The 13928-nt window shown below is 55.8% G+C and carries 11 protein-coding genes and 5 pseudogenes; 9 read left to right on the top strand and 7 right to left on the bottom strand.

Going from position 1 to position 13928, the window contains the following annotated elements:
• Positions 1-215 precede the first annotated feature (215 nt).
• The 4 genes and pseudogenes from OA238_RS15090 (at position 216) to OA238_RS31860 (ending at position 3651) form a co-directional block, all read left to right on the top strand.
• Entirely contained in the window at positions 216-1250 is a 1035-nt protein-coding gene (locus OA238_RS15090; protein ID WP_015495833.1) for an RluA family pseudouridine synthase, read from the top strand.
• Positions 1251-1459: 209 nt separating this feature from the next.
• Positions 1460-2356: an RNA polymerase sigma factor RpoH gene (rpoH, locus tag OA238_RS15085; RefSeq protein WP_015495832.1), complete on the top strand. Its 897-nt coding sequence runs from the start codon at positions 1460-1462 to the stop codon at positions 2354-2356.
• A 133-nt stretch (positions 2357-2489) separates the two neighbouring features.
• Positions 2490-3464: pseudogene (locus tag OA238_RS15080) on the top strand (Gfo/Idh/MocA family protein).
• A gap of 28 nt (positions 3465-3492) precedes the next feature.
• Entirely contained in the window at positions 3493-3651 is a 159-nt protein-coding gene (locus tag OA238_RS31860; RefSeq protein WP_187293057.1) for a hypothetical protein, read from the top strand.
• Between the two features lie 15 nt (positions 3652-3666).
• Here OA238_RS31860 and OA238_RS15075 read toward each other — a convergent pair whose 3' ends face one another.
• Positions 3667-4734, bottom strand: a complete 1068-nt coding sequence (locus OA238_RS15075; RefSeq protein WP_015493922.1) for an IS630 family transposase — start codon at positions 4732-4734, stop codon at positions 3667-3669.
• Between the two features lie 91 nt (positions 4735-4825).
• Here OA238_RS15075 and OA238_RS15070 point away from each other — a divergent pair.
• Both OA238_RS15070 and OA238_RS33905 read left to right on the top strand, forming a co-directional pair.
• Positions 4826-5002: pseudogene (locus tag OA238_RS15070) on the top strand (DUF4389 domain-containing protein); the annotation flags it as partial.
• A gap of 3 nt (positions 5003-5005) precedes the next feature.
• Positions 5006-5071 (top strand): annotated as a pseudogene (locus OA238_RS33905) (DksA/TraR family C4-type zinc finger protein); the annotation flags it as partial.
• Positions 5072-5211: 140 nt separating this feature from the next.
• Here the strand turns inward: OA238_RS33905 and OA238_RS15065 are convergent.
• Positions 5212-6188 (bottom strand): annotated as a pseudogene (locus tag OA238_RS15065) (IS1595 family transposase).
• 79 nt (positions 6189-6267) lie between these two features.
• On the opposite strand from OA238_RS15065, the pseudogene OA238_RS15060 reads away from it, so the two are divergent.
• A pseudogene (locus OA238_RS15060) lies at positions 6268-6486 on the top strand (TraR/DksA family transcriptional regulator); the annotation flags it as partial.
• Positions 6487-6490: 4 nt separating this feature from the next.
• Here the strand turns inward: OA238_RS15060 and OA238_RS15055 are convergent.
• The 3 genes from OA238_RS15055 to OA238_RS15045 form a co-directional block, all read right to left on the bottom strand.
• Positions 6491-8326 carry a M3 family oligoendopeptidase gene (locus OA238_RS15055; protein ID WP_015495831.1) on the bottom strand — a complete coding sequence of 612 codons (1836 nt, stop codon included), beginning with the start codon at positions 8324-8326 and terminating at the stop codon, positions 6491-6493.
• Positions 8327-8518: 192 nt separating this feature from the next.
• Entirely contained in the window at positions 8519-10108 is a 1590-nt protein-coding gene (locus OA238_RS15050) for an ATP-dependent DNA ligase (protein WP_015495830.1), read from the bottom strand.
• Positions 10109-10136: 28 nt separating this feature from the next.
• A complete protein-coding gene (locus OA238_RS15045) occupies positions 10137-11141 on the bottom strand; it encodes a ligase-associated DNA damage response exonuclease (RefSeq protein WP_015495829.1) in 1005 nt (334 codons plus the stop codon).
• Between the two features lie 115 nt (positions 11142-11256).
• Here OA238_RS15045 and OA238_RS15040 point away from each other — a divergent pair, with 115 nt between their 5' ends.
• On the top strand, positions 11257-12018 hold the full coding sequence (locus tag OA238_RS15040) for an HpcH/HpaI aldolase family protein (RefSeq protein WP_015495828.1): 762 nt from the start codon (positions 11257-11259) through the stop codon (positions 12016-12018).
• Here the strand turns inward: OA238_RS15040 and OA238_RS15035 are convergent.
• Both OA238_RS15035 and OA238_RS15030 read right to left on the bottom strand, forming a co-directional pair.
• A complete protein-coding gene (locus OA238_RS15035; RefSeq protein WP_015495827.1) occupies positions 12015-12962 on the bottom strand; it encodes an alpha/beta hydrolase in 948 nt (315 codons plus the stop codon). The genes OA238_RS15040 and OA238_RS15035 overlap by 4 nt on opposite strands.
• A 1-nt stretch (position 12963) precedes the next feature.
• Entirely contained in the window at positions 12964-13254 is a 291-nt protein-coding gene (locus tag OA238_RS15030; RefSeq protein WP_015495826.1) for an SCP2 sterol-binding domain-containing protein, read from the bottom strand.
• A 64-nt stretch (positions 13255-13318) separates the two neighbouring features.
• Between OA238_RS15030 and OA238_RS15025 the strand changes: the two genes are divergently transcribed.
• Positions 13319-13912, top strand: coding sequence for a tetratricopeptide repeat protein (locus OA238_RS15025; RefSeq protein WP_015495825.1), 594 nt, complete (start codon positions 13319-13321; stop codon positions 13910-13912).
• Positions 13913-13928 lie beyond the last annotated feature (16 nt).

Genomic DNA, 13928 nt, shown 5'->3' with positions numbered 1-13928 from the left:
GTCCTTGGGAGTTACAATATTTCATAAGTTCCTCCCAGAACGTTAAGGGCAAACACCCCGTCTCCATAGTGTCGTTTTCTGACTTTGAATCAGGGCCATCCTGAAAGCTAACTTGCGGAGGATGATATTGTCTAGTCCACTGGAACCGGACAGGAGGGCGTGACATGGGCAAGTGCGCACACTAAGACGCAAACCAACCGTATAATGAGGCTATCATGTCTGCCACCACAGTTCTGTTCACCCTTGCCGAAAACCCGCCCGCGCGGATGGACAAGGCGCTGGCGTTGAATGTCCCGCTTGATGCGTCGCTCAGCCGGTCGCGCCTGATGCGTTTGCTGGCGGATGGGGCTGTGCAGGTGAATGGCACGGTGGTGACGGACCCGCGTGCCAGACCCGTTGAAGGCGATACAGTTGAGATATCTGTGGAGATTGCGGACGACTACCACGTCTTGCCCGAAAACATTCCGCTGGATGTGGTGTTTGAAGACGATGATCTGATCGTCATCAACAAACCAACTGGCATGGTCGTGCATCCTGCCCCCGGCACGCCGGGTGGTACATTGGTGAATGCGCTGCTGCATCACTGCGGCGATGCGCTGTCTGGTGTTGGCGGCGAAAAGCGGCCCGGTATCGTGCATCGCATCGACAAGGAAACCAGTGGGTTGTTGGTCGTGGCCAAAACGGACCGTGCGCATCACAGGCTGGCCGCACAGTTTGAAGCGCACACAGTCGAACGCCACTACCGCGCCATTTGTTACGGTGTGCCGGATTCCAACGATCCGCGCGTGCGAGGCATCAAGGGCGCGAGCTTTGAGCCTGGGAATATTCTGAAATTGCAAACTCAACTGGCGCGCCACAAACATGACCGCCAGAAACAGGCGGTCATCTGGCACAATGGCCGCCACGCTGTGACGCGCGCCCGCGTTGTGCAGCCGCTGGGCAATCCTGCAGTGGCCGCGGTGATGGATTGTTGGCTGGAAACCGGACGCACGCACCAAATTCGTGTGCATCTGACCCATGCGGGGCACGGTCTGATTGGGGATCCCACCTATGGAGGCCGGCGCAAATTGTCTGAAAAGGCGGTGGGTGAGGGTGGCAGAATCGCGGCCTACACGTTCCCGCGCCAAGCACTGCATGCCGCGACATTGGGGTTTCAGCACCCCGTCAGCAAAGAAATGCTGCGGTTCGAGGCGCCAATGCCTGCCGATATGGTCGGGCTGATTGCCGCCTTAGGTGGGACGCAAGGTTAAGAATAGGCAGGGCCGAGGGCTGAAACATACGGTCCCATGTGCGTGAGTGCACATATACATATCTGGCACATATCTGGCGAAACATTTATTAATCCTTAAGTGTATTTAGCGAGAAGACGTCTAGACAACCTTGAAACGGGGCGCATTGCATGCACATATCGATGTTAAGGCCGTAAACATAACGGCAAATAATTACGAGGAGGGACATAATGAGCTCTTACGCAAATCTTCCGGCGCCAACGCCAGAACAAGGCCTGAACCGCTACATGCAGGAAATCCGCAAGTTTCCAATGCTGGAACCGGATGAGGAATACATGCTCGCCAAACGGTGGGTGGACCATGAGGACACCGAAGCTGCACACAAAATGGTGACGTCGCACCTGCGGCTGGCCGCCAAAATCGCCATGGGCTATCGTGGCTACGGGTTGCCAACGGCCGAAGTGATTTCGGAGGCCAATGTGGGCCTGATGCAAGCTGTGAAACGCTTTGATCCTGAAAAGGGTTTCCGACTCGCGACGTACGCGATGTGGTGGATTCGTGCGTCTATTCAGGAATATGTGCTGCGATCATGGTCCATGGTCAAACTCGGCACGACATCGGCGCAAAAGAAGCTGTTTTTCAATCTGCGCAAAGCCAAGAACCGCATCGGTGCCTTGGAAGAAGGCGATTTGCGTCCAGAGAACGTGCAGCGGATTGCCACTGATCTTGGGGTGACAGAGGCCGAAGTTGTCTCCATGAACCGCCGCATGTCTGGCGGGGATGCGTCCTTGAACGCCACTGTCGGATCTGACGGCGAAGGCACGATGCAATGGCAAGACTGGTTGGAAGATGAATCCGCCGACCAAGCAGGCGATTACGAAGCCCGCGATGAGTTAACACAACGCCGCGAGCTTATGGCAGAAGCTATGGAGGTTCTGAACGATCGCGAAAAAGACATTCTGATGCAGCGTCGTTTGGCTGAAAAGACTGTGACGCTTGAAGATTTGAGTGGGCAGTATTCGGTCAGCCGCGAACGTATCCGCCAGATCGAAGTGCGCGCGTTCGAAAAACTGCAAAAAAAGATGCAGACTTTGGCCAAAGATCGCGGGATGCTGGCGACAGCCTAAAATAACGAGCCTAAATGAGGGCGCTGACCGCAAGGTTGGCGCCTTTTGCTTGTGTTGTATGCCTCCGGCGGGGATATTTACGCGACAAAAGCAAATGCGAAGATAAGACAATTTCGAATAATGGGGGGGCAATATGGCAGAACCAGTGCGTTGGGCGATTTTGGGAGCAGGCAAATTTGCGCGCGAACATATGGGGCCAGCCATTAATGCGGCGACGGGCGCGCAACTTGTGGCGCTGGGCACGTCATCGCGCGACAAGGCCGCAACATTCGAAGGATTTGCACCAGGAGTGCAGGTTCATGACAGCTACGACGCGGTTTTGGCTGATCCAGATGTGGACGTCGTGTATATTCCGCTGCCCAATCACTTGCATATCGAATGGGCGATGAAAGCCCTGCGGGCTGGCAAACACGTCTTGGTGGAAAAGCCTGTGGGCCTACAAGCCGCGCAAATTGATCCGCTGATCGCCCTGCGTGATGAGACCGGCCTGGTTGCCGCCGAAGCGTTTATGATCGCCCATCACCCCCAGTGGGCGCGGGCGCGCCGCCTGATTGCGGACGGAGCGATTGGTGATCTTCGCCACGTGGACGGGGTGTTTTGTTAAAACAATCCTGACCTGACAAACGTGCGCTTTGATCCTGCCAAGGGCGGCGGCAGTCTGCCGGATATTGGCGTATACACAATTGGGTCTACGCGGCTGGCCACGGGCCAAGAACCGCTCGAGATTACCCATGCAGACATCGATTATCTGAACGGTGCTGACGTCACAGCCCGTGTTTCGGCCAGATTTGACGGGTTTACGGCCCACTGGGTGACAGCAATGAACGTGCACAATACCCAACGCATGACTTTCCTTGGCAGCGAAGGGCGTATTCATCTTAGCGCGCCCTTCAATGCCGCAACCTACGGCGAGGCGCAGCTGGAATTACACCAAAGCGACGGATCGGTGCGGCTTGAACGCTGGCCAGATTACGCACAATATGTGACCCAAGTTGAGGCGTTTTGCGCGTCTGTGCGCACGCGCGCGCCCTATGCGTGGTCTCTTGAGGACGCGCGCGCGACGCAAAGTGTCATTGATGCGGTTTATGCAGCGGCCTTACCGAGCTAGTTTGACGAAGTAACAAGGAGAAGAAAACATGTCCGACCCACATGAGTTCGATGACGTGATGCCGGAAAATACCGCGAGGCGGGAGCCGGAAAAGCCGGTTCAGGAAGGTCTGTTGATGCGGCTGATCTTTATGATCCTGATCTCGATCATGATAAGTTTCGCAAGTATACTCCCGCGCCTGAATTGACCTGAGGTTTTCCCCTCAAATCACTTTGTATTCCTTGAGCGATATGACGCGGAAGTTGTCGGTGACGGTGTCGCGGAACTCTGGCCATTTTTCTGGCAGGGTCTTGCGGAAGAAGTCGAAAATGGCCTCTGTGAATTGGTTGAACGTTGCATAGTGCCGATTGTGGGTGACCCATTTGTGCATAACACCCCAAAGACGCTCGATCGGGTTGAGGTGCGGGGCATATGCTGGCAAGAAATGCAACTTCACCCGACGTTCTGGGCTGTCCAGCCATGGCTGTAGTATCTTGGCATGATGATAGCGGGCATTGTCGACAAAGACGTGGATGGCCGTCTTGGTTTGGTTGTTGCGTTCCAACTTTTCCAGCATCTGTCGGGTTGTCTGGGCATTGATCTTTTCGCCTTCCACAAAGGTGAACTGGAAAGTCTCAAGGTCAAGCGCGCCCTGAATGTTGAGCCGCTTGCGCCCTGATGTCGCCTTCAGGGCCGTCTTTTGTCCCTTGGGGAACCAACCATGGGCGGGGCGGCTCTGGTGTTCGGGGTGGACAGCGTCCGAAAAGACAACCATCTCATCTGCGGCCAACCCGTTCATCAGGGCCTCATATTTGGCAATAAACGCAGCCTGCTTGGCTTCATCGGCCTGTGCAGGCAGCAATTGTGGTTTCTTATACGCGAACCCCAGGCGGCGCATCAGCTTGGCGGCTCCCGACGTGCTGTAGTTTTGGTCGCACTCGGCTAGAACATAGGCACAGACCTCATCGGCATTGCGGGCAGGCTGCGCGGTGAAATGGGCTCTCACCGCCTGCTCTTGCACGACGGACAAATGACCCTGACGCTGGCTGTAGTCCTTCAGACCGAAAAACGATAGTCCCGCACCGGCAAAGGCAAATCGCCACTCCGTCAAAACTGTCGGGCCAATATCCAAAATCCGGCAAACCGTTCCAGCGTCTTCTCCTGCGTCCAAAAGAAGAAACGCGCGCGCCCGTTTCCAAACAAGGGCGTCAACTTTGCGGCGGCGGCAAAGCGCTTCAAGTGCTATGCGCTGCTCGTCGGATAAGGAGACTGTTTTGTATTGCTTGCTCATAAACTCAAAATACAGACTGAACCGCCTTTGGCCATGCGACGAAGTGAATCGCAGGCACAAAATCGTCAGGTCAATTCAGGCGCAGGAGTATACAGTGATTGGCGTTTTGGCCGTGTTGCAATTTATCATCATGCTGGTCAACGACAAACAACCCAATGAGCGGATCGCCGCATTGGGCACCGATGTGGGTATCTGGGTCGCCAAGGCGACACGGTATCAGACTGCGGCGTCTGAACATAAACCTTGGCCGTGGACAGAGTTGGATTAATTCATGGCCGGTGGTTGGGCAAAAGATGGTGCGGTGTCTGAACAGATTGAGGCGTCAATTGACGATGAAAGGCTTATCCCTTTTAGTCCGGTTGCCCCACATGTTGACGCGGCGCAGAATCTTGCCCTTGTGGCTTTAGAGGCGGATCGGATCAGTTTGTAACGTCTGGTGGGTTTATAGGGCGTGGCTTTTGCCGTGAACGAGGCCCTTCAGGCGCGCTGTTCAACAAAATCACGATATGTCGCTGGCCCGAGACCAACACCGATCCCCAGCAGCGTGTCGAAGGCGCTTCGCATGTGTCGCCGTCGGTTCCAGCGGAACACGAATTCGTCGAGATAGCGTTGTAGATGGCACTTTCTGAGGCCGTGGAAGACGCCTTTTGCCCACGTTTTTAGGTTGGAGAACACGCGGTGGACCCAGTGGAGTATGTCGTGTGCCTTCTTGCCGCTGACGACCTTTGCCTCATGCGTGTTTGCAGGAGGATTTTCGTAACCGAGCCAGCCATCCGTGATGATGTGAGCGCCAGGCTCTACAGCCTGACCAATGAACCCGTGCAGCGTCTTTGACGCGCCGTCGGGAATGTGTTTCATCCTGATACGGCGCGGATGTCCGTCACTTGATAACTCGACGGCACAGACGACAAACATCTTTCCAACCGGGCTCCGCCCACCCTTTGGCCGGTCCTCGGGATCATGCCGGGACCGGAACGGCATCTCTGTTTCATCGATTTCGACAAGGTCTTTCAGGGGGTTGCGGTCAGGGTTGACCATCGACCGCCGCAGCTTTTGCAAGAGGAGGTCGCCGAGAAGCGCCATCGGTCCGAGCGACGATGGCGACCCGTCTTGTAGCTGCCAAGGCCAAGTTGCGCCTGAAGTTGCAGCGCTGACATGCCGTTGGAATGGCTGGTGATGATGTGCGCGGCAAGAAACCAAATTCGCAACGGCAAATGGCTGCTGTGCATTACCGTGCCAGCCGTCACGGATGTCTGCCGTGCGCAACCGGCACATTCCCAAGTCGCGCGATTTCGCTTTAACGGCCAGCCCTTGCAGGTGCCACAGGAAGGACAGACGAAGCCCTCAGGCCAACGATGTTCCACCAGATAATGCGAACACGCTTCCTCATCAGAAAACCTGGCGTCGAACGCGGGGTGGGACATGGGTTTGTCGTTTTTCCATCTGGCTGGCATGGGAAGAACAATACCAGAACATTCTAAATTGGCAAGCCGCTTCGCACTACATCAGGTGCCGCCGGAGCAAAGGGGATAAGCCTTTGACGATGAATTGGCCCGCATGAAGGCCCGCAAGATCCCGCTGGGGGAGAGTTTTACCCATTGCGCGGAGTGTGAGGAGCCCATTGCGGAGGCCCGTCGCGCGGCGATTGTCGGCGTCAAACTGTGCATCGAATGTCAGAATGAACGTGACGGTGCGGCAAAGACCCGCGGCGGGATTAACCGGCGCGGGTCCAAAGACAGTCAGCTAAAATAAGGGCTTAGCCTTCCATCGCTTCTAGCTCATCAATCATGCTTTCGATCATGCCCAGTCCTTTGGCCCAGAAGGCGGGGTCTGATGCGTCAAGGCCGAACGGCGCGAGCAATTCGCTGTGGTGTTTTGATCCGCCTGCCTTGAGCATGTCGAAGTATTTATCTTTGAAATCCTCGCCCATGTCCTCATAGACCGCGTACAGCGCGTTCACGAGGCCGTCACCAAATGCATAGGCGTAGACGTAAAAGGGCGAGTGGACGAAGTGCGGGATGTAGGCCCAGAACGTTTCATAGCCGTCTATGAAGTTGAACACGGGGCCAAGGGATTCGCCTTGCACCGACATCCACAACGCGTTGATGTCGTCAGGCGTCAGTTCACCGTTGCTGCGCGCGTCATGCAGTTTGCATTCAAAATCGTAGAACGCGATCTGGCGCACAACGGTGTTGATCATATCCTCAACTTTGCCAGCCAGCAGGACCTTGCGTTCTTCTTGGGTTATGGCTTGTTCCAACAGTTTGCGGAAGGTCAACATTTCGCCAAACACCGACGCAGTTTCCGCCAAGGTCAGCGGGGTCGAGGACAGCAACTCACCTTGTCCGGCCGCCAGAACCTGATGCACGCCATGGCCCAATTCATGCGCCAAGGTCATGACATCGCGTGGTTTCCCGAGGTAGTTGAGCATGACATAGGGATGGACTGTGGTGACGGTGGGATGCGCGAATGCACCCGGTGCTTTGCCATCTTTGACGCCTGCATCGATCCAGCCATCGGTGAAAAATGGCTTGGCAATGTCGGCCATGCGTGGATCGAATGCCGCGTAGGCGTCCATCACGGTTTTTTCGGCTTCGGCCCATGAGACGGTGCGGTTTGATTCCATCGGAAGAGGCGCGTTGCGGTCCCAGACTTCCATCGTCTCAAGGCCCATCCATTTGGCCTTGAGCGCGTAGTAGCGGTGGCTCAGGCGCGGGTAGGCGTCAACGACGGCATTGCGCAGCGCCTCGACCACTTCGGGTTCCACATGGTTGGCTAGGTGGCGGCCCGCTTGCGGGGATGGCATGCCACGCCAGCGATCCTCAATCTCTTTTTCCTTGGCGAGGGTGTTGTGGACGCGGGCAAACAGCCCGACGTTTGCCCCAAACACACGTGCCAGTTCGCGTGAGCCTTTTTCACGGGTGGCGCGGTCTTGATCGCTGAGCAAATTCAGCGTGCCCTCGATGTTCATTTCTTTGCCATCGACGGTAAATTTCAGCGCCGCGATGGTTTCGTGAAACAGTTTGTTCCATGCTGTGGCACCGACGACCGACTGATCGTGCAGAAATTTTTCCATCTCATCAGACAGCTGGTGCGGCTTCATCGCCCGCATACGATCAAAGATCGGTTTGTAGCGCGCAAGGTCGGCGTTGGCGGCCAAAAGCCCATCCACATGGGCGTCGTCCATGCGGTTGAATTCCAGACCGTAAAAGACCAGCGGAGTGGTGTAGGTGGTAATTTTGTCCTGCATGACGGACATGAATTTGCCGCGCTCTGGATCGGTTGTGTGTTGGTAATAGCGCAGGCCCGCGAAGGACATGATGCGACCCGCGATGATGTCTATCTGTTCAAATCGTTTCACAGCGTCGAGCAATTCTTCCGCGTCCAGATCGGCCAGTTTCCCTTCGTGATCAGCGGCAAAACTGCGACAGGCATTTTCCAGCCAATCCATGTCGCGCTTGAGTTCTTTGGCGTCGGGCGATGGGTATAAATCCGTCAGGTCCCATTCAGGCAAATCGCCGAACGGCATGCCATCGGGCGCGGCGGGTGAATTGGCGTCAAACGTGCGGGGGTCGGTCGCGGGAGTGTTCATGGGGGCCTCGTTGTTGGTTTTATCTTATGTAGGCGCGCGCGGCGTGTTTTGCCAGCCGACCCTTCGGGGAGAGTTTTTTTGACCAAGATGAAATTAAGAGAAAATCAGTTGATCTGGGGGCTTAGAAAGCGAGGAGTAGTGCCAGTAATGTTGCGGGCGGACATCTGCGCGGCGCCGGTTTACTGACCAAAACTATCCATACTTCGCCAACATTTCTTTTAAATCATCAAGGGTGTTGATTTCATCCAGTGGTTTGTCTTGTCGCCAACGAAGCATGCGTGGGAAGCGTAACGCAATGCCTGATTTATGTCGCGGTGAAGCTTGTATGCCTTCAAACGCGATTTCAAAAACGTGCTCTGCGGGGACGGATCGAACGGGGCCGAAACGCTGCACTGTATTGCGTTTGACCCAAGTGGTGATTTGGCGAAATTCCGCATCTGTTAGCCCTGAATATGCCTTTGTGAAGGGGACAAGATCGTTGCCGTTTTTGACCGCAAAGGTGAAGTCGGTGAACAGGTTTGCGCGACGCCCCGATCCGGCTTGTGCGTATATCATCACGGCATCCACTGTCAGCGGATCGATCTTCCATTTCCACCAATCGCCCTTTTTGCGACCTGCCAAATAGGGGCTGTCGCGCCGTTTTAACATCAACCCCTCGGCGCTGAGATCACGTGACTTTGCGCGCTCCTTTCTGAAGTCCTCCCACGTGTCGCCCGTGACTTCTGGTGAAATTCGGATGGGTGCGTCGGAAGGAACGGAATTCAGTATCTTTTCCAGCAGGTTACGGCGCGTTTCTAGGGTCTCATTTCTGATATCGACGCCGTCACACTCAAGAAGGTCGTACGCCATCAAGATCACGGGCGCCTCTGCCAGCAATTTCTTTGGTACTGTCTTTCTGCCGATCCGTTTTTGCAGGGCATTAAATGACATCGGTGCATCGTTTTGAAACGCCAAGAGTTCGCCATCTATGACCGTTCTATCGGGCAGGCAATCGCGCAGCTGTGCAAGTTCGGGAAAGCGGTCTGTCATTAAGTCTTCGCCGCGCGACCAGATGTGATGTTCCCCACCGCGCAGGATGAATTGACCGCGTATACCGTCCCATTTCCTGTCAATAAACCAATCGCTTGAAGGACCAAGTCGATCTATTTTTTCCAATCCATACGCCAGATAAAACGGGTATGGACGCGACAGGTCCGCGCTTGGGTCGTCCACTTCGATCAGGCTGTTCCAAGTCACGGTTTCTGGTGTCCATTTGCCCATCAGTTTATGGGTCAATGCGGCCTCATCTTGGCCGGTGGCGATTGCCAAGGCGCGGGTCATTAGTTTTTGGCTGACGCCGATGCGGAACCCACCAGTGAGAAGTTTTATGAACAAAAAACTCTCGGTTTGAGGCAATGCGTCCCACGCGGCGAGGATGCCAGCCTTGCGGTCGTCCTCATCCAACGTTGAAAGGCGTTTTAGATTTAATATCCATTCCGTCAGGGATCGATCTTCAGTTCCAACGGACGGTGGCAGGAACAGGCTGATCGTTTCTGCCAGATCACCGACAATCGGGTAACATTCCTCAAGCAGCCACAGCGGTAATCCGGCGCGTTCGGCTGCCCATTCACGCAGCAGTTTTGTGGTGATCACGCGGCGTGGGCGGCGACCGGAAAACAAGGCCACGCACCAGAGTTTGTCACTGTCGCTAGCTGTGCGAAAAAAGTCAGCCATTGCGGCGACTTTGACTGTCGTTTTGGTGGACTGATCCACGGCGGTGAACAGGGTTGCGAAGTCCTTCATGGGGAATTCTCATTGCGTATGTAAGCAGTCACTGTGCGTCCCCTTCGTCGGCGTCAGTGCCAAATTCGGTTTGTACAATTTTTGCGTCATATCCCTGTTCGCACAACCAACGCGAAAACACGGATGTGTAGCCGTGGGTGACGAAAATCCTTTCCGCCCCTGTCGCTTTGATGGCGTTGTTCAGCCCGACCCAATCGGCATGATCCGAAACGATAAATCCGCGATCCGACGCCCGTCGACGGCGCACGCCGCGCATCGCCATCCAGCCGGACGCGAAGGCACTTGAGGCAGGTTTAAACCGGCGTGCCCAAGTTGAATTCAACGCTGACGGCGTGGCCAGAACCAGCGCGCCTTTGTGCGCTTTGACGTCGAGATCGGGGGTCACCAGCGTCGTCTCTGGCAGCGTGATCCCTTGAGCGCGCAAGATGCGGTTGGTGTTTTCGATGGCGCCATGGGTCAGGATCGGGCCGATGCTTGGGTCAACTGTCCGCAACAGCCGCTGCGCCTTGCCGAGGGCGTAACACGACAATAGTGAGAACACTCCGTTCGCGGCATTGGTGGCCCACCAGTCATTGATCTGACCTGCCAGAATGTCTTGCGGGGTCCAGTTGAAAACCGGCAATCCGAACGTCGATTCGGTGATGAAGGCATGGCACGGGATGGGTTCAAAAGGCTCTGACAGCCCGTCATCGACGGTTTTATAATCGCCCGACGCGACCCAGACTTCGCCTTTGTGTTCGACGCGGATTTGCGCCGATCCGGGGACGTGACCTGCGGGATGAAACGATACTTTTACGCCGTTGTGGATGGTGGTTTCGCCGTATTTTACCGTGTCGATATGCACATCACCCAAACGGTGGCGCATCACGGGCGCGGCACTTTCGGTGGCAACATATGACCCCATGCCGATGCGCGAATGATCCGCATGGCCGTGGGTGATCAGCGCGCGGGGTACGGGCAACCAAGGGTCGATGTGGAAATCGCCTGCCGCGCAATAGATGCCCGCCGGCGTGAAAGTTAGAAGATCTGCCATTTTTCAATGGTAGTGCGCGTGGCGCGCGATGGAAGTCCGTTTTTGGCCAAGATGAACGGGGAGGTTGTTCTGTCGTTGGTGATGTGGTCGCTTGGCGTCAACAAGGGAGACTGCGATGCGGACGGCAAATTTACGGGCGCGGGTGTTGGGACGAGAGAGATTGGCGAGCACATTTGTGAAAACCGCCGAGGTTACGGTGATCGAGGTTTTGGCGACATCCAGCCTCGATTTTATTGTGCTGGACGGGGAGCATAGCGGGTTTGATCGCGGGCGTTTGGATGCCTGCCTAGCTGTGTGTCGCGCGCTGGATTTTCCAGCTTTGGTGCGGATTTCATCTGGGTCTGACGAGAATATTCTGATGGCGTTGGATGCCGGGGCCGTGGGAGTTGTGGTGCCGCATGTGGACAGCGTGCAAAAGGCGCAAGCGATTGCAAAAGCTGCACATTTTGGGCGCGGCGGACACGGGTTCGCTGGCTCGACGCGTTGGGCTGGCTTTGCCACGCGCGCTATGGCGGACGTTTTGGATCAGGATGCACAGACCATCGTCATGGCGCAAATTGAAGAACCCGAAGGCGTTGAAGCTTGTGAAGAAATCGCAGCAATAACAGGGATAGATGCGTTGTTCGCTGGACCGGCCGATCTTTCGGTCGGGTACGGGCACCGATCACAGGACAACCCCGATTTGCCGATGGCATTGGAGCGGATTGGGCGGGCCTGCGCCGAAAACGGCAAAGGCTATGTGTCGTGGGTGCCCGATGCCGCAAAGGCTGCGCAGTGGGCACGGTATGCCATGACTGGATTTGTTGTGGCGTCAGAATATACGTGGATGCGACAAGGCGCCGCTGCTGCAGCCACAGGCATTCACAAGATTTCTTAGGCAATTTCAGTTGTTTGTGCGTTGAAAAGGTCTACGGAACCGTCAAGAACCTGGTTTCGGATTGTGGGGATTTCCATCAGCACTTCGTGGCGACCGTTTTCCAGCACAACAAGCTCTCCTCGCGGCCACTGCTCCATCCGCTGATGGACGCGTGCGGGATCAACAATCGCCTCTTCGGTGCCGAGGAACGTCACACAGGGCACATCCAGAGAGGGGCGCTGTGCCAGCAGACGCATTTCACGCAGCGATTCGTTGAGCCAATGCAGTGACGGGCCGCCCAAGGCCAGTTCCGGGTGCGATATGAGCTGCTGCTGCAATAAATCGAAGCTGGATGCGTCCGATGTCAGCGCGTTGTCTTCCGCTGTGGCGCGCAAAACATAGGTTTCAGCTTGTTGACCGGGGGCAAGCAGGCCTGAAAAGCCCAGTGGTTTGCTGACGGAACTGAGGCCCCATGCGATGGGACGCAGCGCGGCAGACATCTTGATTCCCCACATGGGCGCGGAAAAGACAGAGGATTTGACTGGCAGGCCTTCGTACAAGGATCGCAGCCCGATGCAGCCGCCCATGGAATGGCCGAGCAAATGATAGGGTTCCGGCAGGCCGAGGGATTTGACGTGAGCAAGCATCGCTTTCACATCAAGTTGGTAGTCCTCAAACGAATCGACATGGCCCACGGCGTGGTTTTCCAACAATCGATCCGCGAGGCCTTGACCGCGCCAGTCTATTGCGGCGCAAGCATAGCCACGTTTGCCAAAATCCAGCGCGGTTCGGCCATATTTTTCCACGTATTCCGTGCGGCCAGGAAAGATAAGAACTGTTCCTTTCGCGTTGGCGACAGGCCAGTGGCCAACGCGAACACGGACCCCGTCCACGGTCAACAGCCAGTGGCATATCCCGTCGGGATGTCCTTCGATATCAGCGTGGTAGGGGGCCGATTTCAACATTTTAGCTCAACACTCCGGCGAGTTTCATTGCGAGGCCCATGTCGCCATCCACGGACAGTTTGCCCGTCATAAACGCCGACGTCGGGTTTTGTTCGCCGTCAAGGATCGCCTTGAACGTTTCAGCATCGGCAGACAGTGTGACGTCTGCGTCGTCATCGGATGCGCGTGCTCCATCGCCGTCGATTACAATTGTGCCTTCGCCCTCAATGTCGAATTTTGCGGTGCCGTCAAAGCCATCTGCGCCCATTTTGGCGTTCAATGCGATAACTGCTTCGGAGATAACGTCGTTCATAATGTGGTCTCGTCCTTTGTTATGGTCCCCGAATTGTTGATCAGGGCCCTCTGGTGCCTCGCGCATGATGCGCTACACTCACACTATGGGAATTAAGAAACATCTGCACAAATCTATCGTGGTGGCACTTTTATTGGGAGTATGGTTTTCCACACCTTCCAGTGCCCAATCCTTGGCGGATTCCGAACGTTTGGACCTGTTGTTTGAGCAATTGCTTGAGGCTGAGCCGGACGAGGCGGACCGTATTGAGGGGCAAATTATCACCGAATGGGGCAAATCAGGCTCTGCGGCGATGGATTTGCTGTATCGACGCGGCGAAGACGCGATGGGCGCGGGCACGCCCGATGTGGCAGTCGAACATTTTACCGCCCTAGTCGATCATGCGCCGGATTTCGCCGAAGGCTACAACGGACGGGCATCTGCGTATTATCAGATGGGGCTTTACGGGCCGGCGATTGATGATTTGCGACAGGTTTTGGTGCTGGAACCGCGACATTTCGGGGCGATGACAGGCGTTGCGGTTATGTTAGAAGAAATCGGGCGGCCAGAGGACGCGCTTGAGGCGTGGCAACGCATTGCGTCGTTGGTGCCCACCGATCCAGAAGTCGCGTCAATGATAGACCGGTTGAAAATCCAACTTCAGGGCAAAACGCTCTAAAACCATTTCAGAGAGT

Source organism: Octadecabacter arcticus 238, from assembly GCF_000155735.2.
In the GTDB taxonomy this organism is placed as follows: Bacteria; Pseudomonadota; Alphaproteobacteria; order Rhodobacterales; family Rhodobacteraceae; genus Octadecabacter; species Octadecabacter arcticus.
This window is presented reverse-complemented; position numbering and strand designations above follow the sequence as displayed.

Excerpts from the sequence above, each read along its gene's own strand:
- OA238_RS15090 (WP_015495833.1), top strand. The coding sequence starts at position 216 with ATGTCTGCCACCACAGTTCTGTTCACCCTTGCCGAAAACCCGCCCGCG.
- rpoH (WP_015495832.1), top strand. The coding sequence starts at position 1,460 with ATGAGCTCTTACGCAAATCTTCCGGCGCCAACGCCAGAACAAGGCCTG.
- OA238_RS31860 (WP_187293057.1), top strand. The coding sequence starts at position 3,493 with ATGTCCGACCCACATGAGTTCGATGACGTGATGCCGGAAAATACCGCG.
- OA238_RS15075 (WP_015493922.1), bottom strand. The coding sequence starts at position 4,734 with ATGAGCAAGCAATACAAAACAGTCTCCTTATCCGACGAGCAGCGCATA.
- OA238_RS15055 (WP_015495831.1), bottom strand. The coding sequence starts at position 8,326 with ATGAACACTCCCGCGACCGACCCCCGCACGTTTGACGCCAATTCACCC.
- OA238_RS15050 (WP_015495830.1), bottom strand. The coding sequence starts at position 10,108 with ATGAAGGACTTCGCAACCCTGTTCACCGCCGTGGATCAGTCCACCAAA.
- OA238_RS15045 (WP_015495829.1), bottom strand. The coding sequence starts at position 11,141 with ATGGCAGATCTTCTAACTTTCACGCCGGCGGGCATCTATTGCGCGGCA.
- OA238_RS15040 (WP_015495828.1), top strand. The coding sequence starts at position 11,257 with ATGCGGACGGCAAATTTACGGGCGCGGGTGTTGGGACGAGAGAGATTG.
- OA238_RS15035 (WP_015495827.1), bottom strand. The coding sequence starts at position 12,962 with ATGTTGAAATCGGCCCCCTACCACGCTGATATCGAAGGACATCCCGAC.
- OA238_RS15030 (WP_015495826.1), bottom strand. The coding sequence starts at position 13,254 with ATGAACGACGTTATCTCCGAAGCAGTTATCGCATTGAACGCCAAAATG.
- OA238_RS15025 (WP_015495825.1), top strand. The coding sequence starts at position 13,319 with ATGATGCGCTACACTCACACTATGGGAATTAAGAAACATCTGCACAAA.